We start from the raw sequence: 20,168 nt of genomic DNA, 5'->3' as shown, positions 1-20,168 counted from the left end.
AATTACGCTAACTCCTTTTTCAACATTTTAATCATCGTATAATAACGCGTTTTAACCGTGTTTTCTGAAATACCTAATTCCTTAGAAATTTCTTTAAATGATAACTCCTCAAATATTTTCATTTGGAATATCCTAATCCACTCATTGTTATATCCGGATATAAGTATCATCACATCCTGAATCATTTTTTCATTTGTCATTTTATTAATAATCATTTCTTCCTGATTATCATTCGTCCCGATGTAATCTGTTTCTACCGGACCGGCTTCTAATAATTTTTGTTTATAAAATCTGCTCCGATAAAAATCTGTTATTTTATTTGAGGCCAACCTGTAAAGCCATGTTCTAAAAGAAGCTTTTTTCTCATCATAGCTATGTAATCCATTTAATACTGCTATAAAAATGTCCTGCGTCATGTCCATCGCTAACTCTTTTTCCTGAAGTTGTTTATAAGCATAAACATAAATTTCGTCATAATATCTGCTGACCAGTTCATTTGCTGAGTTTCTGTCATTTTTCTTTTTTATCTCTCTAATAAGCCTATAATCTGAATGCATTCTTTTTCTCCTGTAATTTGTATTACATTATTATATACGAAAATTAATTGAAAATAGTTTTAATATTTATTATATTGGAGGAATTTCTTATTTAATCCCTCTTTTTCTACTTATAATTAACTTTATGATAATTAATATATTAAAATTAAAATCAGACAGATAACCTAGATTAGATATATTTAATAAATGATTTAGATATTTATTATCTAAAAAGATATTACAAACTCAAAATGCCACTTGATTTTATTTCAATCAAGTGGCATTTTATCTGGACACTCCTAATTTTGACATCATGAGTTCCTGTATTACTTACATTTAATGCTTTTTACTTTACTCCATTTTGTGTATTTTTTCTTTCCTTTTGTTATGTTATATGCTCTTACTCTTACAAAATATTTCTTACCGGCTTTAAGTTTTTTAATCTGCATTGAATGCTTATTTGTTTTCACAATTTTTTTATTCTTTGTGAATTTCTTATTCATTGCGTATTGTATCTGATAGCCTTTGGCATTAGACACTTTATTCCATTTAACTGTTATTGTCTTTTTCTTTTTAGATGATAATTTTATGTTAATTTTTGCTTTCGCAATTTTAGTTTTTTTCTTAGTTTGATTTGTTTTATCTGCGTTTTTATTCACAATCTTGCATTGTATTCCATTTGCTTTAGCATACTGTGCTGCATATGAATTTTCAGTTGTATATATTGTAACTGAAATAACCGGTTTTCCACTGCCAATCCAGAAATATCCTGTTTCGAAACAACTTTTTCCTATGCTATTAACGCTTGCAGGAATTGTTATTTTTTTCAAATTTCTACAACCATAAAATGCTTCATCCCCTATCTTCTGTAAACCTTTGCCAATTTCAACTTCTTCTAAATTATCAAAACTTTTAAATTCATTATCCGGAATGCTTGTTATTCCTGACTTAATTACAATTTTCTTTACTTTGTTCCTTATATTTGTCCATGTGTTGTCAGATGATGAATAACTAAATCCTCTACTTGTTGATGAAACCGGATATCTATAATGAACTTCTGTATCAATATCTATCGCACCTGAACCTGATATTGTTAATGTTCCATTTGAAGACTCAAAATCCCATGTTGCATTTTGTCCTGCTACACGATATATTTTTTTATCCATCTTTCCACTATTAATATCTATAGAATAAAAATCAACCATATTTGAACTTGATGCATAATATATAATCTTTGAGCCATCTACAATCGGATGACAATCTGAAATTGGTGCTGATGCCGTAAATTCCTGACTAATTTTATTACCATTTCCATCTACAAAAATGTAATGTAAAATAGATGACTCTAATAAATCTTCTGTCCCTGCAGTCTGACTTTTTCCATATTCTTCCCATGAAATCATAAACTTGTTATCATTTATTTTTGTTATTTGAGTTCCAATAAAACAACTTCCATCATCTTTATAGTTAGTCATCCATTTTATCTGTGTATTTTCTTCATCAAATTCATTCTGTGAAGTAACTGTAAGATAAATATTATGTGCTGTATTCGTATTTACAACTTCATATTGACTTTGATCTATAGATGTTCCCAAACACAAAACATTATCTGCCGAAACAGCTAAATCATCTACACTTGCATAACATGATATAGCCCATGCGGATGTATGCTCACCACCATATTCAAGTAATGGGATTGATTCTGCTCTTAATGAATCAGCATTGTATTTTGTAAGTTTAGTATATCTTGAACCTTCACTTTGTTCTAAAACATACAAATTTGAATTCTTCTCAACTATGTATTGTGCAAAAGAATGCCACAAATCGCTTTTAACTATCTGACCCGTCATTGTATTTTCATCCACGCTAATCATTAAAAATCCCTGATGTCCCTGCTTATACATTGGGTCTACATAGCCCTGATGCCCTGTTACAACAAATAATTTTCCATTGTATTCTGTCATTTCAACACACCCATAGTCAAATGGATACCTTACTTCACCACCAAATAAATTGCTGTTTCCTGTAATTGATGCTGCTCCAATTCTGTTCCAATCTTTATCATATTTTATTACACGAATTACCTCTGCAGTATCTGATTCATCAGTGTTGCTTACTCCTTCAACCAAATAATAGCCATTATTTCCTGCATAAAATCCACCCCACATCGGCAATTCCATGTTTATATTTTTTCTGCTCTGTATATTAAAATTCTTGTCATAATATTCTATTCCAATGTTTTCTTCATTATAAAAAACACGCATATATCCATTCGCCAAATTAACCAGCTGTGACTTCTTTCTTAATGATCTGTTCAAATTATCATATGCTGTCGGAATTAATCCGTTATCTGCTTTAACCTCTTTATTTGACACAATTCCATATGAACAACTTAACGATATTGTTAATACTGTTGCTACAAGTTTATTTAAAAAATTTTTCATTTTATTTTGTTTCATTTATAACCTCCTGAATATTTCTATAAGGAACATCCGTAAATAATTCCCTTAATTCATCTGCTACACCTAAAGCTGTTGCTATCTTTGTAAGACTTATTAGCGATATCTGTCCTGTTGCTTCAAATCTTTTTATTGAGCCATAACTAACTCCACTCATATTTGCAAGTTTTTCCTGAGAAATAGAACGTCTTTTTCTTACCTTTCTTAATCTATCTGCAATTTTTTTCCAATAAGAGAAACAAACGGGTAAAGCCAGAGCTGATGCAGTACTGGTTACTCGTGAAAATATATATGGAATACAAATAAAAAGTGATGCCGATACCTATACACGGTTAGCTAAACAGGTTAAATATTATAATTTATATATTAAAATTAACCCCAAAAGTTTAATTTCATATTTAAAAATTACAATATTTATACAGAAACTTATTTTCAATCACATAATTATCGCCTACATAATTTCAAAAATCATAATCCGTTCTCTACTATCATTTCCGTCAAATAAATCTCTGCAATCAATCTCATCATAATACATTAATTCGTCTACCGTCATTAAATACGAAATATATTCATCTGATGGATAATAAAAAAACAGTTGTATCGTTCTTATATTTTCATAATAAGAATCTAGTATCTGTGCAATTACTTTTTGCAAGATTTCTACAGAAAATGGGTTAAAGAAATAAATCTTATCCACACTTTCAAGTACTTCAAATTTCTCTGCATTTGCAAGTTCAATTATGACTTTATTAGATGACACTGCAGTTTCTTTATTTGTCATTGCCTTTTCATAAATACGCTCATCGTACTCAATTCCAATTGATTTGCATTTTGTCTGATATGCCATAAAATAATCAACTCTTCCTTTGCCGCATCCATAATCAATCAATGTATTATTTTTACGTATAAGCCCACTGTTGGCAAGACGCTCTAGCACTGAATACGGCGTTGGCTCATAAGGATATCTATATTGGTCTGCTTTTGAATCATCTCTTCCTGTGGTGCGAATCTTAAGAAGTTTGTCCCACCTTATTTCGTTTTTGTCTTGTTTCATAATTTATCGCAAAAATGCATATCTCCTATCTTACACTTTCCATTTTTTGACCTATTAATATCAGTAACTCAATTACTTATTCACCTTATTCATTCCCTTAACAATTCCTACGGCAATTGTTTCTAATGTCTTATTTGAATGATTACTACTCTTATCTCCCACTTCTAAATCTACAGAAGGTATTGTAGAATAGGAAGTTTGAGTCAAATCAATTCCCATTACACCATTCCCATATATTTTAACTCCGGCATTTTTCATTCCCAATACGAGATTTTTTCCTAATTTGTTATGTTTTTTCCAATTTTTAGAAACCGGATACATATTTTTATATGACTGATTATCTGGAACACCAATATAAAAAGCCCCTTTATTTGATGAAGTCGAATCATAATGAAGTGCAATATGATAATCTGCGCAGTTATTTGCATATACAGTTCTTCCTATATTGTCTATCTGAGCATCTTCGTCTTCCCTAACCATTAAAACATTATATCCTGCTTTTAAAAGTTTCTGCTTAACTATCATTGCCAAATTTAATGTAGCCTTTGCTTCAGGTGTCCCGTCATTTAAAGTAGTTCCACCATTAATTGATGTAGCTCTTATTGCTCCCTGCGAAGTACTTCCGCCGGTTACTTTAGCGCTACCATCAGGATGGCATAAAGTCTTAACACTTTCACCACCTTTAGTTCCATGTCCTGCATTTATGCAAACAGTTTTGTTCTTAACCTTTGATGCTCTTGAAAAATATAAAACAGCTGAATCTGTATGCATTTTTGAATAACTTGCAAATTCCCATTTAGAATTCCACGAAATTATTTCAGCACAGCTACTCCAGTCTGAATAATATTTACTTCTACCCTTCTTTGCATATCCTCTGACTCTTACATAGTAATTTTTCTTACTATTTAATTTAGCAAGTTTTGTAGAATTTTTATTTTGACCTTTTATCGTTTTAATTTTTGAGTTTACAAAATTTTGGTCTGTAGAATATTGAATCTGATATCCATTAGCCTTACTATTTTTAGTCCACGAAACTGTAACATTTCCCGGCTTTCCTGATAATATATTAATATTGCTTTGCTTAAGGGAATAATTTTTAACTTCCGGCAAGACTTTACTTTTATCTTCTTTTACGGCCTCTGTATTACCTGTAGAAATTTCTTCTGCTTCTACTATAGAATTAAATGCAATATTACCCGGCATTTTAAGTCCGTTATTATTAATTTCTGCAAATACAACTGTTGTTACTATAATCAGTCCTGATGCAATTATTTTTTTTATTGTATTTCTGTTCATATACTACCACCTTTCTTACTTACTCTGATAGATATTTATTAAGTGCAAATAAATTTAGCGGGGAATTTTTCTCAAATCAAATTAACCCATTTATTGTTTAACCTCTTATATTTTTTCAGAAAAGGCGAAATCCTAAAGAATCCGGACTTCGCCTTTTTATTATAAATACATTTTTGCAACCGCTACTAATACATCTTTATTTGTCTTATATATTTTCTTATACATGCTGTTTTTTACAGGTGCCGGTGTTAATCCTGTTTCTAATGTACAATTTAGTATATTTCTGGCATCAAGATAATCACTGAATGTTCCATAATGAGTCTGCCCACTTATTATGTGAGTATAATGTGTCATGGAATAAAGCATATTGCTAAGCTTTGTGTGATTAAGATGATACATAACTTCACCTGCCTGATGATAACAAATTACTACATCTGGTTTAACTTTCTCTACTACCGATACCTGTGCCTTGGTTTCCGGTTCAGATATAGGTGTTTTACCGGCATTTCAGATATAGGTGTTTTACCGGCATACTGCTTATGTCCTGGTGTTTTTGCACCACCTCTGTCGAAACCTTCTGCGTAATTTCTATTTATATCTATACCTCTGGCATTTGCTTTCCATATTTTGAAATCAACTCCGCCTGCTATCTTATAAAGATTTTCACGTAACTTAGCATTTCTTATTTTTTTAGGTCCATACTGACTGATTGTTACTCCGTCCGGATTTACCATTGGCATAATTACTAATTTAACATTATTAAAGATTGTACTATATTTTTTTCCTTTATATTTTTTCGTATCATATCCTCTGCAATAATCTTCAATAACTTTCATCATAAATTTAGTATTCATATACTCTCTTGCATGCACGGATGTTTCTACATAAACCGTTTTCTTTGCTTTAGCATTCCCCAATGTAACATAGTATAAATTTCTTTTATCCAAACTTTTTCCTGCAATATCAACTTTTAATATTGAACCGTATGCTTTCTCTAATTTCTTTAAATCTACTTTCATATCTGAGTATGAATATTTTTTATCTGATGTATTTACTATTTTTTTAGCATTACATTTGTAGGTAATATATTTCGTTTCAACTAATAATTCCTGATTTCCCACTTTAATTAATGAATATCCATTATTACATTCTTTATAAACATAATAACGAACACCTTTTTCAACTTCTGTCACTTTCTCTAATTTCAAATTATATGCAGAAACATTCTTCTTTACGTAGCCACCTTTTTTCACGTTCTTTCCTGTTGTGTCCACATCCGGTTTAGTTGTCGGCTGTACAGTTGTTGTTTCTTCTGCTTTTGTTGTAGTTGTTTCCGGTATTGTTGTTGTTTCCTGCGGCGTAGTTGTTTCCGCTATTACTGTTGTTTCCTGAGGTGTAGTCGTTTCCGGTAACGTTGTTGCTTCTTGTACTGTCGTTTCCGGTACTGTTATCTCTCCCGAAGTTTCGGCTTTTGCCTCTGTCAAATTAATTCCCATTGCAATTATTGCAATTAACATTAGTGTCTTTAGCGTTTTTTTCATATGTTTTTCCTTTCAATTTTTCGTTCCAGTTTATATATAAATATTATACTACAAAATGCCTGTTTATTTAATTACTAGAATTCTATTTTTGTAGAAAAATACATCCTCTATGGTTTATTATTTAGAAATAATAAAAAAAATAGTTGGGGCACGGGGTCCCAACCTGATAATAACCTTTTCAAATATACATTTGCAAAATATAGTAACTCATTAGTATTTCTATACTTTAATAAAACTACTCGTCATTTTCCTGTTGTTGCAAATAAAACATTGTTTTCTGATTTTCAATCTCTGCTCTTAATTCTTCCTCTGTTGGTAAGTATAACTTATATTTTGATGCAAACAGCTGTTCATTACCATGAAGAATAGAATACTTTGCAACGTCCTCATCTGTATCAGAACAGAGGACAATTCCAATCGTAGGATTGTCTCCTTCACTACGTTTAAGTTCGTCATACATCCGAATATACATATCCATCTGACCTACATCCTGATGTGTAATTTTCTGCGTTTTCAAATCTATTAGTACAAAACATTTGAGAATATAGTTATAGAAAACAAGATTAATATAATAATCCTGCTTTTCTGTATGAATATGTTGCTGTCTTGCCACAAAAGCATACCCTTTCCCTAATTCCATCAAAAACTTCTGTAAATTAGACAAAATGCTATTTTCTAAATCACTTTCAGTAAAATCTGTATTTGAAGCCATACCTAAAAATTCTGCAATAACCGGATTTTTTATAAATTCTAACTTATCATTCTAATATTCCTTGGTTAGTTCATTCATTTCATTTTCTACAAGATCCTTCTTTTGAGTCTGAAGCATACGGTAATAGTACTGTGAAGAAACATTACGTTGTAATGTTCTAACACTCCATGCTTGTTGAAGTGCTTCTTTCTCATACCATTCACGTGCCTTTTCATCTTTTACTTGTAATAAAATGCGATAATATGTCCATGATAATATCGGTTGAGATTTTCCACTCGCTGAGTGGAAAATCTCTGGATAAGTTTTATAAAATGAATAAAAATTTTATAGATTTGCTTTTGTAAAACCTTTTCCATACTCTGCCCGCTTTTCACCATGCAATTCCTCACTGGCGATCCGATAACCCATCATCCAATTTCTCTACACAAGAGTCATATTAACTGCCTGATGTGCAGCTCTCTGTGAGGATTCAATAATCTGTCGCATGTCTTTTAATATATCATCTGTCTCAATAAAATTATCCATAATACTATTTTGACCAGTGTTTATTAGTTTATTCTCCATATGTATTATTCTCCTTTGCCACTTCTTGATACTGATTTTTTTCTGCAATAGTGCCTTAACCATTTTATCTCTATCCTTTTTTTGCTACAAAAGTAACTACACTTGTTTTCAATTCACATATTCCACTATCTCTCGGAATATCATATTGCTGATCCACCACAGTAGATTTTAATACTGTCCATTCACTAAAAGCTTTTTCAAAAATCCTTTGCATTTCTTCTGTAGGTAAGCATACTTCAAATTGTGGAAGTATTTCATTTCCTGTTTTCTTGTCAAACTCTTTTATATTTGAATTTACAACTAAACATACAATGCCATTTTTGCGGATGCCATGTTCTATTTCCCGCAATTTATTAACAAAGGTTTCTTTTGAATCTACGTGTTCCAAAGATGATACCGCCATTACTAAATCATAATTTCTTTCTTTGATTTGATAATCATCAATCGATTTAACTATTCCACATATATTTGATGTAACACCATATTCATCAGCATTAGCATAAAGTTTTTCGATAGCTAAATCCAGTATATCCACACAATCTATTTTACACAACCTATCATAATAATGTCGAGCAATACATATGCAATTTCTTCCATTTTTTGTATCTTTTATTTTTACTCCACTGATTTATCACTTTTTTGATCTCCGTTATGAGTTGTTCTTTATTGGTAATATAATAAATATATTTTGATGCAAAATATTACTTGCCAATCCTTCTAAAGCATATTCTGCAACCACTGAATCTTTATCAGTGCAAAGAATAATACCAGTTGGCTTATTAGATTCTTCGTCATTTACTATTTGCTAATAGCCCTAATTTTCAGCCTATATTTCAAAATCTGGAGCTTATGACCAGCTTATAACTGTAACGCACTACAATTTTGTTGTATATAAATCATAATATAAATATTCTTAATTTAATGTTCCTAATTTAATTTTACTATCTAATTCCCATAACGCAGTTTTATTACTATCATAGCTAAGTTTTTTTAATGCGGTTTTGTAATCAACCCATTCATATTCCGTATGCTCTTGAGACAATTCCAAAATTGTTGTATCCATCCTAACAGCAAATGTATATTCAGGAAAAACCAAACAATTTTCACCCCATATTTTTCTTGCTTCTTTAAAACAGTATGTTGGTATGCCATTTTGTGTATCAAGTACAGAATACTTACAATCCATACCTATGTTTGCTTCTTCATATGCCTCTCGTTTTGCAGATATTATTATAGTTTCATCCTCATCTTCTCCACCACTTGCTATAAATTGCCCCTTCTTCGTATAACCACAATAACAATTTACGCGAAAATAATTCAACAGATAGTGATAAGAATTTTCCTTCTTCTACCGCATGCAACAGCTTAAACTGTGACTCCATTAAAGATGTTTTTTCTCTTAAGTCTTTTCTATCAAATTTCGTAATACACGAACTTCCTACCGGATATAAAATATTTCCATTATACATATTTTTAATAGTATATAAATACTTTATATTCTCTTTTCCACATATGCATATTTCAGAGCATTTTCATCTTCCTCGCAATCAATAATTTTCCACTCCATTACAGCATTATCCCAATTATTACTTTCTGATTTATCAATAACTTTACAAATCAAATTCTTTACATATGTGCCTTCCATAGTTTATTATTTCATCTCCTTCTTTTTAAAGTTATTCCTATACTTATCTGTATACCACTTTGGTATATACGTTTCAAAATTGTCGTAGTCATCAAGTGCCATACGGCATCTAACTACCATACTATCTATATCTTCTTGCCCAAATTTCTCTGCCCATTTAATTGAAAATAAAGAAGCCTGTGCTACATACACTGCAAGTGTACTCCAAAAGTCTTCTGGTATTTGGTCATCAAAATATGCATCTATTTGTCCGATACAATACGGAATGCTGTTTTCAATTCCAAAACTTTCAAGTTTATAGAATTCTTCATAAGGGTCACCAACTTCCCAACGATTAAAATCAATTACACCAATTAAACCATTATCTGTGTAAATAAGATTTCCCGGGTGATAATCCCCATGCATATATACAGGTTTCTCTTTCCATATTAGGTCGATATTTTCCTTTACATATTTAATTGCAATTTCATCACCATCAATACGAACGTGTGACTCTTCATAACGTGATAATTGCTGCAACTTCTTCGATTTCTTTGTATCTTTTGGAATGTCATTTATATCAACATCTATTGAATGTATTTTCTTTAAAATCTTTCCTGCTTGTCTTCCAAGCTGATATTGTTGTTCTTCTGTCAAGTCAGATAATACTTCTTCTAAATCTTTACCTTCAATCCAAGTAAGCAACATATACACGTTTTTTCCATTGTTACAAATTCCAAAATCAATTGGTTGAGACATTAAAAATCCAAGTTTTGAGTATTTTTCTACAATCTCATATTCTTTTTTCTTTGTTTCATATTGTTCCATATCTGATATTCTAAGCAATAGCATCTTTCCTTCTTTTGTTTTAATAAAGTATTTACTATCGCTTGACCATCCCTTTGAAACCTTATCAACAGATTGCCAATCACTACTATTCTTTATATCTTCAAACATCTGTGTACCTCTATATTTCATAATTATCCAACTCTACAACTTGGGATTCGTTTACTTGATTTACGGACAATTTTTTCATCCAATTCCTCTATCAATTCACACAAAATAGCTAAGTATTCTAATGGTAATTTATACTGTTCATTAAAAACTTTCAAAAGTTCAATAATGTTATTCCTGTAACAAGCTTTATTAATAAAGATATTACAATTAATAAATGTAGCCACCTCGTTTGCTATGCTTACACCTATATCCTGTTTGCCCGATAAGAACTTAATCAAACTACGATGAAACAAACGAGAGATTTGATAGTGCATATCATCTCTTAAAGCAAACTCTTTACATAATTTTTCATTTCTACTGTAATCGTATAACTTAATATCATCAGTATGGAAGAATTCACTGTTTGAAATATCTATTTTTTCGATTATTTCCAAATCAACAGTTACTCCATCTTCATATATAACGATAAGTATGCCTAATGGTTTATGGGTAAATGATATATACACAGGTTTTCCATAACCATAAATCAGTTCATTCAAATTTTCCGTGTTACAAAAGGTACTTATATCTACATCAAAGAACAATGTAGCAGTTCTATGCAAAAAAAGAACCACTTAACCAAATGTGACTTTTATTTTTTTCCGCAAATCGCATAACATATTCAATATACTGTTGCTGATTGTTCTTCATATGATAGCTTTTACCTCCTCACTAATTTCAACCTATATTTCAAAATCTGGAATAACACCATTTTTTACGCATCCAACAATATTCAAAGCTTCTCTCTTTGCTCTTTCTCTTCCCTTTGGTGTATTCATCCAAGTATCACGATTTGTATTATTATCATCCGCAGGACCGGGAACTATATCTATATGTATTGGAAATAAGTACCTTGCAATTGCTAAGCTGCGCCTCATGTGATATGTACTTGTTACTAACAATACTTTTTTTACTCTATTCAACCAAAATGCACGTTGCAATTCTACTAATGCACAAAGAATATTTTCCACTGTACTTTGTGATTTATTCTCCAAAATAATATTTTTCTCTGGCACACCTAATTCCAAAACCCTTTTATACATATGCTCAGCTTCAGTACTTTCTTCATCCGGAAATTTTTTTAAAGCACCGCCACATAATATTATTTTGTTTGCTCTGCCTGAATTATAGGCTTTCACTGCTACTGGAACTCTATATTTTGATGCCTTTGTACTTCCTAAAACAATAATACAATCAATATTTTCTCCTGTATCCACTATGCCTTCAAATAATAATTTATCTATTATTTCATTACTTAAATCTTCTTCTGTAATTTTTGATACCCACATTTCTTTTACCCTTTCATTTTTCTAAGCAAATATTTCTTATTATATTAATCCTACTACTTTGAAATAATTATGTTCTATGATGCAACAAACATTCCATATTCCTTTGGTACATTTAATATTCCATTTGTCATATTTTGCATTAGTACGTCTTTTATTATATGTTTTGGTACATCATTCAAAGTTGTCATACTCGACAGGGAGTAAATATAATCTATCATATCATCTACATTAGTAACTGCTAACGAATCTATATATTCTAATTTATCAACTTTAGAAAATGTTTTACTTAATATCTCATATCCATTTTGAAGTGTGAAGTTCTTATTTATATTGTTTTGAACACCATATTCAGAAAGAATTTTTGAAAGATATTCTATAATTCCATGTTCTCCATATGTTGCACAGTAAAAATGTCCACCTTTCTTTAATACACGTCGCACCTCATTCATACCTTTATCAATATCTGGCACATGGTATAACATCATGTTTGCTATAACAACATCAAATGTCTCATTTTCGTAAGGGATTTCTTGAATATCTATAACCTTATATTCGGTATTTTCATAGTTTCCTATGTTGCTTTTTGTTGTTGCTACCATTCCTTCTGAAAAATCAGAAAGTATTAGTTTTGAGCAAGCTTTAATCAAAGACTGGCTATTCTTCCACATATCTCCTGTTCCACAACCTAGTTCTAAAACTTTCATTTTCTCATCAATTCTATAATTAGACATTATCCAGTTTCCAAAACCCATTTTGTTTGTTGAATATTTATCGTGAATAGATATTCTTGTATTTAAATTGTTTGCATTAGCATACTGCTGTTTTACAACTGATGTATTATTTATTTTATTCATGTTAAACCTCACTAACTTTTTATTCTTCTACTCATTTTATTAGCTCTCAAACTGGATTTTGTCACCTTCTACATATTGTATTTCCCAAGACAATAATTATCACAACATCAGCTAAAATAATACCCAATGCAATATACACAAAAAATGCCGGTAAAATATTTTCAAACACTCCCATAATTAATAGAAGAATTGCTATGACAGACATTCCAATTTCCATTGTTCTGCATAGCTTTTTTTCATTATATTTTGCCTTTTCTTCTTTTGAAGCTGTATTATATCCGGAAATTAACCAACTTCCATGTCCAGAAATCAAAACTATGGAAAATACAGCAAATATTATAAATCCAACATATACTACCCAGTCTGGTCCAGTTGATAAGTCTGCCAGTTTCATTTGTATAACACCTCCCACCAAATTCCGAGTTGTTAAAGTCCACAAGTCGAAAATTCTGCATTACTCATCATCCTTAATCATATATAACAAATTATTATATTCTGACTGCACAAGTAATTGCTTAAAACCAGAAAGTACTTCTTCTTTTGTATAATTGTTGTTAATCAAAAACTCACTATCTTTCTCACTAAGGTATTGATAGAAAAGAGCTGCCGCCATAACATCATCATTATTTGTATAATCAATGTTATCTAAAAGTATATTCTCCGCTTCGTTAATTTGCCCTGAATCAATCATATCAAGAAAATCTTTCAAATTTTTCCCTGATACTTCATATTTATTTTCTTTTTCAAGTTCAACAGAAACATACTTTTTCCCAAACATTAAAGAAAATAATACTCTTACCATTTCTTTTATCATTCGCATAATATAGTCTTTTTCGTCTGTGAAATACATTTTTCACCTCCATAACTTCCGATTGAGATTTCACCTGTTTTAAGAGATTTAATAACTGTTATATTTTGTTATTAAATTCTCCGCAAACCCTTGAAAGCACTGGATTTGTCGCAGGTGAGCTTTCCCTTATTTTTTCCCTTGTGTTATATCGTCCCATCAGTGTTTATGAACTCTGATAAGGGCAAATACAAGGGCAAGAAAAATCTATAAAACAGTATAACACAAACGGATTCCCTTAACTGATCCTGAAGTAAATGTTACCTATCACCTGATTAGTTCCGCTAAGAGTACTATTTTACAATCTGTTTCGCCCACTTTTGAATTTCGTTATCAGAAGTAATCTGTTTTTCTTCATTAAAGCGTACATTGAGTCCCGCATGAACCGTTTTTTTTAGACATAAACCAATAAAATATAACACAAAATGCTAAAGCAAACACAACACCAAAAACATTTTGAATCACTCTAAGACTAACCGCTCCTTGTAGTCCATAAGTCTCTGCAGCAATGGCTAAAGCACCAAATGTGTTAAATACTGCCTGCCAGCCATATTGTGCTGAAAATCCTACACCGATTCCACCAAGAATTCCTATATATGCATAGATTGACGAAGGAAGCAGAAAATATAATACTGTAAAACATATAACACCTGCAATATTTCCGACAATCCTTTTACGGACTCTGTAGTGCATATCTTCCATAAACGGCAAAATCGTGGACATGGCCGCAATACCAGCCCACATTGCACGTGGCATATTACAAAGTTCTGCAATGCAAAGGACTATCGGTACGCATAAAATCTGACATATCTGCCATTTTGTTCTGGAAGAAATGATATCAAATTCTTGTATCAGATCTTTCAGATTTCTTTTATAGGTTCTGTTTTTATGATTTCGATAAAATACGAAGCAGGTAAGTGCTGCACCTAAAGCCATTCCGACTAATCGCATCTGATAGCTTTTTCCCGTAACATCATAACCATATAGCAGTAGATACCCAAGAACCAATGTAGATTGATTAAACATGAATGGATTATGACATCCGAACAGAATCAACACAGCCAGTGCCGCAATATTTAACAGCATTCCCAATACCGGTGAAAACTGATTTGCTAAATGCGGACATACAGTCATAATTACAAAGAACAAAGCCAAAAGCATCGTAGATTGTCCGATGTGGATCCCCAGATCCGCATTTCTAAACACCATGAGACATAATAAGACTACTACACCTACAATGCTGTTCTCCTTTCCAAATAGGATGCTGAAAATACTAACAAAGAAAAAACAAAATGCCATTGTAACAGCTATCTTCACCAGATATACCCACATATGATATAATTTTTCTTTTAGTGTTTCACTCTTTTTCAACAGGTTTTTAGAACCTGCCTGATTTAACTGCAACTCCTGATAAAATGTCATATAAATCCTCCCATCTTCTAATTTATCTTAAAACTATATAATCTCATCTTTCTGCTTTGGCAGCTCTATAACAAATCTGCATCCACCATATTCACGGTTTTCTGCTTTGATTGTTCCTCCGGCACTATCTACAATCCGTTTTACAAGTGCAAGACCTAGGCCATTTCCTTCTGCTTTATGAGATCCATCTACCTGATAGAACTTGTCAAATATTCTGGATTTTACATCATCCTCTATTCCTGGTCCTTCATCTTCCAGAATGAACTTAACAGAATCCTGTTCTTGTTTCAGAAACATCGTAATTGTCCCCTTTGAAGGGCTGAACTTAATCGCATTATCCAAAAGATTTATCCAGATATGCATAAAAAGTCCTTCATTCCCAGTATATTTAACTTCCTCCAATTCTACCTGAAAACCAATTTCTTTTTCTGTCCATTTTGTTTCCAATGAAAGAAATGCCTGGCGGATCTGTTCATCCAGACGATATTCTGTTTTTTTCATTGGTATATTCTGATTCTCTAACTTGGATAACAGCAAAATATTACCAACCAATCCGGAAAGTCTTTGGGTGTTAAATAAGATTTTTTCTACATATTCCTCTTGATCCGGAGACAGTTCTTCTCCCTGAAGCAGCATTGTATATCCTTCAATGGCATTAATCGGGGTCTTAAACTCATGAGAAACATCAGATACAAAATCCATCTGCAACACCTCTGTTGCACGAAGTTCTTTTGTCATAACGTTAAAACTTTGATAAGATTCTCCAACTTCTGCTATACGGCTGTTCGTTTCCAAATGCTGTTCAAAATCTCCCTGAGAAACTTCCTTCATTGCTTTACTAAGTCTGGTAATTGGTTCCAGTAACTTTGCATTAATAAAGGAAGTGATCAGTCCTGCAATCAATGTATTGAAAATCAAAAGCCAGCCAAGCACAGGTATGCTGCCCGGCAGATTAAAAAAATGATTCAAAAAAGCAAATAATAAAGCAGATATGACTGTTGAAAATACAAGTGCCAGCCAGATTGCACCAGTCAGACAGGATCGGATCCGCAATCCTTTTTCTTTCTTTTGTTCCATTATTTTTTCACCACCTTGTATCCAATTCCACGCATTGTTACGATTTCAAAATCAGGGTTATCTTTAAAACGCTCTCTTATTCTTCCTATATGTACCTCTATCGTATGTGGGTCTGCCTCCGTCTCGTATCCCCATACTTCATCCATCAACTGTTGTTTTGTAAATGTTCTGCCTGGCGAAGCTGCAAGCTTATATAAAAGCAGGAATTCTTTTTTAGGCAAAACAAGACTTTCCTTATCAGTTGTAACCGTCATTGCATCATAATCAAACTCTGTTGAACCGATCACAATTTTGTGTTCATTCAGTATCTGTGCACGGCGAAGCAGTGCTCCAACTCTTAAAACCATTTCATTCACATTTACCGGTTTTACCATATAATCGTCACTTCCCGAAAGAAATCCCTGGCGCATATCATCAAAGGAACCTTTCGCAGTGATCATAAGTACCGGTATCTGATACCCTGCTGAACGGAGTTCCGACACCAGTTCATAACCATCCATAACCGGCATCATAATATCGGAAATGATCAGATCAATATACTCTTTATCCAATATTTCTAATGCCAGTGCTCCATCCGATGCACTTTTGACCTGATATCCATTCTTCTCAAGCACTTTTTGGAATAGATGGCTTAATTCTTTATCATCTTCTACAATCAATATTTGAAACACGTTTTCCTTCCTCCTTATTAAAACAGATACCTTGCCCATCCAAGCAGATGCTGTACCAAAAATATTTTTCTCTGACGTTTCTTTGTTAATTCGATTGGCTCTACATGATATGGATCACGATAGGTTCCATCTTCCAATACCTGGCGGGACACTCTTTCATATTCCATCATGCCCTCTTCCAACTGTTTATTAATATCTTTACTGCGAATTACAAGCATCAGTTCCGTATCCAGATATGCACTTCTCATGTCCATATTAAAGGAACCGATTACAGACAGATCATCGTCAATCAAAATACTTTTTCCGTGGTATGAATAACCGCCTTCATATTCCCAGATATTAATTCCTGTACTTAAGATTCTATTTCTGTTTTTCGCATAATCGGCAGCCCCAAATGGATTCCCATTATTCGCAACTGAATTTGTCATGATAGAAAAATCTGAAACGTTCTCTGCAATCTCCTCCCATGTATTATACATCATATCATTACAGATAATATATGGCGTGTGGATCTTCACACGATTTTTTGCATTTTTCATCAATTCTCCCAACTGATACCACACTACTGGTTCTTTGGAACCTGTGTGAATAGGATTTGACACTAATGCAATCTTTTCTGTCTCAAAAGTTTCGTCCGTATAATCGGTATCGCAGATTCTTTCCTTATTCTCTTCAAAATATTTCTGATAGCCGTTCTGCAGCTCTAAAACTGCGTTCTTTACAGATTTTCTATTTGCCAGTTTTTTATTGTTATGAAAATAACCACTGTCTTCCTGATCCCATATAGTTTCAAAATAATCTAACAACTGGTTAACTGAATTTTCTTTCTCAGGTTCATTGCAAACAACCAACACGTCTCTGTCATAGTTCTTATGTCCCGGAAAATCCCCCAGGAAATAATTATATGTATTTCTTCCGCCAAGAATATATGTCTTACCATCTGCAATCAAATATTTATCATGCATTCTACCCATCATTTTCCATGGTTTCAACGGGTTGGCTTTATTATACAGTTTAATTTCAACATTCTCATGGGAAGATAATCCATAGAAATACGGATTCCCTTCCATATCAATCCAGCTCTCCATTCCATCTACTAACAGACGAATATGCACACCTCTGTCTGCCGCATCATGCAGTGCTCCTAAGATTAATTTTCCACTTTCATCGGATTTAAATGCAAAAGTAGAAAGAATAATTTCCTCTTTTGCATTCTGGATCAAACGCACTCTTTGTAAAAGCGCTTCTGGATTCTTTTCTATGATCACTGCACGTTCCGTATTTTCACTGCATTCGTTCCACGAACCATTTTTTGTTTCTTTTTTGGTTGTATTGGACACTTCCGGCTGCTTTTTATATGCAATGCAGATTCCGAGCAATTCATAAAAAGCCACACATAAAAAAATTGCCAGTATAACAAGAAGGATTTTACATATTTTATACTTTTTCATTGTACATCACCTAATTCCTTTTTATTTCATACTTATACAATACAAAGTCAATCTCAATTTAACCTCAACAAGGTTTGTTTTTTCATCAATGCAAAATCTTCTTTGTACAACAGACTGTTAGATATAGCAAAAACGGCCTTTCAAAAACAGTTAACTTCTAAATCAACTGTTTTTTGAAAGGTCGTTTCATCAGATTCTTATAGCAATCCAGCAAATAATCTCATAAATAATTGTCCCAGTCGCAAATATGCACTTCGTCCGGTTTGATATTGGTCTGTCACATCACGACATTCTCCCATCGTTCTTATCAGATCATTTTTTATTTCCACAACTGCCTGACAATCTGCCATAAAACAGCCGTTTTCAAAATGGTGATATAAACTTCGATAATCCAGATTAATTGTTCCACAAGTTGCCATACAGTCATCTGCCACACTCATTTTTGCATGACAGAAACCAGGAGTCCACTCATAAACACGAACACCATGTTTAACCAATCCATGATAAAAAGAACGAGTTATATTATAAATGAATTTTTTATCAGGGATACCAGGTGTGATAATTCTTACGTCTACCCCTCGCTTAGCAGCCAGACATAACGCATGCGTCATTTCATCTGTTATGATTAGATATGGAGTCATAAACCAACAATATTTTTCAGCTTTATTTATCATACTGATATAAACTTCTTCTCCTACTTGCTCATTATCCATAGGGCTGTCTGCATAAGGTTGAACAAACCCAGTTTGCTGTGCCGCATAATCATAGTGGAAAAGGTATTTACTAAAATCAGAATCATTAGCATCCTTATCACTTACTGCATTCCACATTTCCAAAAATGTCACCGTAAGCGACTGAACAGCATCTCCTTCTAAACGAATACCTGTATCTTTCCACTGTCCATACGGGTGTGTGTAATTAAAATATTCGTTTGCTAGATTATATCCACCTGTAAATCCGACTTTTCCATCAATAACTGTTATTTTTCTATGATCACGATTGTTCAAAAACAGATTTAAACCTGGCACAAACGGATTGAATACACGGCAATGAATTCCCATTGCCTCCATCTTTTTCACAAAATCTGTGTTAATAAAGCCTATAGAACCCATATCATCGTAGAATACTCTAACTTTCACACCTGCTTTTACTCGCTCTTCCAGAACATCTTGAATCTTATGCCATGCTTCAGCGTCTTCTATCGCATGATATTCCATAAAGATAAACTTCTGTGCTTTCTCCAAATCCTTAAGCTGTGCCTCTAATCCTTTCACTGCTTCATCAAAATATACAATATCCGTATTCTGATAGATTGGATACTGCGAATTTCTTTGTATGTAACTTGCTATATTTCCTGCTTTCGGAATTGTTTCTTTTATTCTGCTCAAACACTCCTGACTGTCCGGAAGCATTGGTAACAATTTGCTATCAATTTCTGCATATCGCGCACGCATTTTATGTGTGCCACCATTCAAACCAATCAACAAATACAGGCCTACACCCATAATTGGGAAAATTAGAATTAAGATGACCCAAGGCATTTTCATAGAGGATGTCTTATTTGATGCGTACAATCCCAAAACCAAGATCCCACTCAAAATCCTTGTAAATAAATTTATGATTTCTGCATATTCATTCAAGCGTGTTACGATAGTAATAATAAAAATCACTTCCAGAAGAATGCAGATTATGGAAAAACACAGCCGTTTTACCCCATTTTTTGTTTTTGCTTTGCCCTCTAAAGTATCTTGTTTCATATATATTCCACCTTCCTA

At 32.6% G+C, this 20,168-nt stretch carries 23 protein-coding genes and 1 pseudogene; all 24 read right to left on the bottom strand.

Annotated features, from left to right (window positions below):
• Positions 1–2: 2 nt before the first annotated feature.
• On the bottom strand, positions 3–557 hold the full coding sequence (locus N5B56_RS04920) for an RNA polymerase sigma factor (RefSeq protein WP_118565189.1): 555 nt from the start codon (positions 555–557) through the stop codon (positions 3–5).
• 305 nt (positions 558–862) lie between these two features.
• Complete coding sequence (locus N5B56_RS04915) at positions 863–2,995, bottom strand: leucine-rich repeat protein (protein ID WP_260978477.1); 2,133 nt, start codon at positions 2,993–2,995, stop codon at positions 863–865.
• Positions 2,982–3,215 (bottom strand): helix-turn-helix domain-containing protein, encoded by a 234-nt coding sequence (locus tag N5B56_RS04910; RefSeq protein WP_346432192.1) that lies wholly within the window; start codon positions 3,213–3,215, stop codon positions 2,982–2,984. Before N5B56_RS04910 ends, N5B56_RS04915 begins: the two co-directional genes overlap by 14 nt.
• A 231-nt stretch (positions 3,216–3,446) precedes the next feature.
• On the bottom strand, positions 3,447–4,049 hold the full coding sequence (locus tag N5B56_RS04905; RefSeq protein WP_022088524.1) for a class I SAM-dependent methyltransferase: 603 nt from the start codon (positions 4,047–4,049) through the stop codon (positions 3,447–3,449).
• Positions 4,050–4,121: 72 nt separating this feature from the next.
• Positions 4,122–5,345 (bottom strand): N-acetylmuramoyl-L-alanine amidase, encoded by a 1,224-nt coding sequence (locus N5B56_RS04900; protein WP_117910586.1) that lies wholly within the window; start codon positions 5,343–5,345, stop codon positions 4,122–4,124.
• Positions 5,346–5,504: 159 nt separating this feature from the next.
• A complete protein-coding gene (locus tag N5B56_RS04895; RefSeq protein ID WP_022088522.1) occupies positions 5,505–5,744 on the bottom strand; it encodes a M14 family metallopeptidase in 240 nt (79 codons plus the stop codon).
• 53 nt (positions 5,745–5,797) lie between these two features.
• On the bottom strand, positions 5,798–6,886 hold the full coding sequence (locus N5B56_RS04890; protein ID WP_117910585.1) for a M14 family zinc carboxypeptidase: 1,089 nt from the start codon (positions 6,884–6,886) through the stop codon (positions 5,798–5,800).
• A 235-nt stretch (positions 6,887–7,121) separates the two neighbouring features.
• Positions 7,122–7,631, bottom strand: coding sequence for a PDDEXK nuclease domain-containing protein (locus tag N5B56_RS13445; protein WP_346432191.1), 510 nt, complete (start codon positions 7,629–7,631; stop codon positions 7,122–7,124).
• 18 nt (positions 7,632–7,649) lie between these two features.
• Positions 7,650–7,907, bottom strand: a pseudogene (locus N5B56_RS13440) (DUF1016 N-terminal domain-containing protein); the annotation flags it as partial.
• 111 nt (positions 7,908–8,018) lie between these two features.
• On the bottom strand, positions 8,019–8,162 hold the full coding sequence (locus N5B56_RS13435) for a hypothetical protein (protein ID WP_336305845.1): 144 nt from the start codon (positions 8,160–8,162) through the stop codon (positions 8,019–8,021).
• Between the two features lie 70 nt (positions 8,163–8,232).
• Positions 8,233–8,697, bottom strand: coding sequence for a class I SAM-dependent methyltransferase (locus N5B56_RS04880; protein ID WP_158562709.1), 465 nt, complete (start codon positions 8,695–8,697; stop codon positions 8,233–8,235).
• A 378-nt stretch (positions 8,698–9,075) separates the two neighbouring features.
• Positions 9,076–9,483: an NUDIX hydrolase gene (locus N5B56_RS04875; RefSeq protein WP_117910582.1), complete on the bottom strand. Its 408-nt coding sequence runs from the start codon at positions 9,481–9,483 to the stop codon at positions 9,076–9,078.
• Between the two features lie 171 nt (positions 9,484–9,654).
• Positions 9,655–9,807, bottom strand: a complete 153-nt coding sequence (locus N5B56_RS04870) for a hypothetical protein (protein ID WP_158562708.1) — start codon at positions 9,805–9,807, stop codon at positions 9,655–9,657.
• A 6-nt stretch (positions 9,808–9,813) separates the two neighbouring features.
• Positions 9,814–10,764 (bottom strand): aminoglycoside phosphotransferase family protein, encoded by a 951-nt coding sequence (locus tag N5B56_RS04865; protein WP_243003078.1) that lies wholly within the window; start codon positions 10,762–10,764, stop codon positions 9,814–9,816.
• Between the two features lie 2 nt (positions 10,765–10,766).
• Positions 10,767–11,345 carry a hypothetical protein gene (locus N5B56_RS04860; protein ID WP_117910581.1) on the bottom strand — a complete coding sequence of 193 codons (579 nt, stop codon included), beginning with the start codon at positions 11,343–11,345 and terminating at the stop codon, positions 10,767–10,769.
• 120 nt (positions 11,346–11,465) lie between these two features.
• A complete protein-coding gene (locus tag N5B56_RS04855; protein WP_117910580.1) occupies positions 11,466–12,071 on the bottom strand; it encodes a YdcF family protein in 606 nt (201 codons plus the stop codon).
• Positions 12,072–12,145: 74 nt separating this feature from the next.
• Complete coding sequence (locus N5B56_RS04850) at positions 12,146–12,925, bottom strand: class I SAM-dependent methyltransferase (protein ID WP_117910579.1); 780 nt, start codon at positions 12,923–12,925, stop codon at positions 12,146–12,148.
• A gap of 61 nt (positions 12,926–12,986) precedes the next feature.
• Entirely contained in the window at positions 12,987–13,319 is a 333-nt protein-coding gene (locus tag N5B56_RS04845) for a DUF3784 domain-containing protein (protein ID WP_117910578.1), read from the bottom strand.
• Positions 13,320–13,379: 60 nt separating this feature from the next.
• A complete protein-coding gene (locus N5B56_RS04840) occupies positions 13,380–13,775 on the bottom strand; it encodes a DUF6483 family protein (protein WP_117910577.1) in 396 nt (131 codons plus the stop codon).
• Between the two features lie 354 nt (positions 13,776–14,129).
• Complete coding sequence (locus N5B56_RS04835; RefSeq protein WP_117910576.1) at positions 14,130–15,194, bottom strand: FUSC family protein; 1,065 nt, start codon at positions 15,192–15,194, stop codon at positions 14,130–14,132.
• 33 nt (positions 15,195–15,227) lie between these two features.
• The gene (locus N5B56_RS04830; RefSeq protein ID WP_117910575.1) at positions 15,228–16,271 is read right to left on the bottom strand and encodes a HAMP domain-containing sensor histidine kinase; all 1,044 of its coding nucleotides are present in this window, start codon (positions 16,269–16,271) and stop codon (positions 15,228–15,230) included.
• Positions 16,271–16,981 (bottom strand): response regulator transcription factor, encoded by a 711-nt coding sequence (locus N5B56_RS04825; RefSeq protein ID WP_260978475.1) that lies wholly within the window; start codon positions 16,979–16,981, stop codon positions 16,271–16,273. The genes N5B56_RS04830 and N5B56_RS04825 overlap by 1 nt, the downstream gene beginning before the upstream one ends.
• Positions 16,960–18,393, bottom strand: coding sequence for a phospholipase D family protein (locus tag N5B56_RS04820; protein WP_260978474.1), 1,434 nt, complete (start codon positions 18,391–18,393; stop codon positions 16,960–16,962). The genes N5B56_RS04825 and N5B56_RS04820 overlap by 22 nt, the downstream gene beginning before the upstream one ends.
• 197 nt (positions 18,394–18,590) lie before the next feature.
• Entirely contained in the window at positions 18,591–20,150 is a 1,560-nt protein-coding gene (gene cls, locus N5B56_RS04815; protein ID WP_260978473.1) for a cardiolipin synthase, read from the bottom strand.
• Between the last annotated feature and the right edge of the window lie 18 nt (positions 20,151–20,168).

It is taken from the genome of Eubacterium album, from assembly GCF_025336545.1.
Taxonomy (GTDB): domain Bacteria; phylum Bacillota; class Clostridia; order Lachnospirales; family Lachnospiraceae; genus Eubacterium_U; species Eubacterium_U album.
The sequence above is the reverse complement of the archived record's forward strand: the minus strand, read 5'-3'. Positions and strand labels throughout refer to the sequence as shown.

Coding starts and splice junctions, on each gene's coding strand:
- N5B56_RS04870 (WP_158562708.1), bottom strand. CDS start 9,807: ATGGAAGGCACATATGTAAAGAATTTGATTTGTAAAGTTATTGATAAA.
- N5B56_RS04850 (WP_117910579.1), bottom strand. CDS start 12,925: ATGAATAAAATAAATAATACATCAGTTGTAAAACAGCAGTATGCTAAT.
- N5B56_RS04840 (WP_117910577.1), bottom strand. CDS start 13,775: ATGTATTTCACAGACGAAAAAGACTATATTATGCGAATGATAAAAGAA.
- N5B56_RS04905 (WP_022088524.1), bottom strand. CDS start 4,049: ATGAAACAAGACAAAAACGAAATAAGGTGGGACAAACTTCTTAAGATT.
- N5B56_RS04835 (WP_117910576.1), bottom strand. CDS start 15,194: ATGACATTTTATCAGGAGTTGCAGTTAAATCAGGCAGGTTCTAAAAAC.
- N5B56_RS04895 (WP_022088522.1), bottom strand. CDS start 5,744: ATGTATCATCTTAATCACACAAAGCTTAGCAATATGCTTTATTCCATG.
- N5B56_RS04890 (WP_117910585.1), bottom strand. CDS start 6,886: ATGAAAAAAACGCTAAAGACACTAATGTTAATTGCAATAATTGCAATG.
- N5B56_RS04915 (WP_260978477.1), bottom strand. CDS start 2,995: ATGAAACAAAATAAAATGAAAAATTTTTTAAATAAACTTGTAGCAACA.
- N5B56_RS04855 (WP_117910580.1), bottom strand. CDS start 12,071: ATGTGGGTATCAAAAATTACAGAAGAAGATTTAAGTAATGAAATAATA.
- N5B56_RS04830 (WP_117910575.1), bottom strand. CDS start 16,271: ATGGAACAAAAGAAAGAAAAAGGATTGCGGATCCGATCCTGTCTGACT.
- N5B56_RS04845 (WP_117910578.1), bottom strand. CDS start 13,319: ATGAAACTGGCAGACTTATCAACTGGACCAGACTGGGTAGTATATGTT.
- N5B56_RS04825 (WP_260978475.1), bottom strand. CDS start 16,981: ATGGGCAAGGTATCTGTTTTAATAAGGAGGAAGGAAAACGTGTTTCAA.
- N5B56_RS13435 (WP_336305845.1), bottom strand. CDS start 8,162: ATGGAGAATAAACTAATAAACACTGGTCAAAATAGTATTATGGATAAT.
- N5B56_RS04920 (WP_118565189.1), bottom strand. CDS start 557: ATGCATTCAGATTATAGGCTTATTAGAGAGATAAAAAAGAAAAATGAC.
- N5B56_RS04865 (WP_243003078.1), bottom strand. CDS start 10,764: ATGAAATATAGAGGTACACAGATGTTTGAAGATATAAAGAATAGTAGT.
- cls (WP_260978473.1), bottom strand. CDS start 20,150: ATGAAACAAGATACTTTAGAGGGCAAAGCAAAAACAAAAAATGGGGTA.
- N5B56_RS04900 (WP_117910586.1), bottom strand. CDS start 5,345: ATGAACAGAAATACAATAAAAAAAATAATTGCATCAGGACTGATTATA.
- N5B56_RS04820 (WP_260978474.1), bottom strand. CDS start 18,393: ATGAAAAAGTATAAAATATGTAAAATCCTTCTTGTTATACTGGCAATT.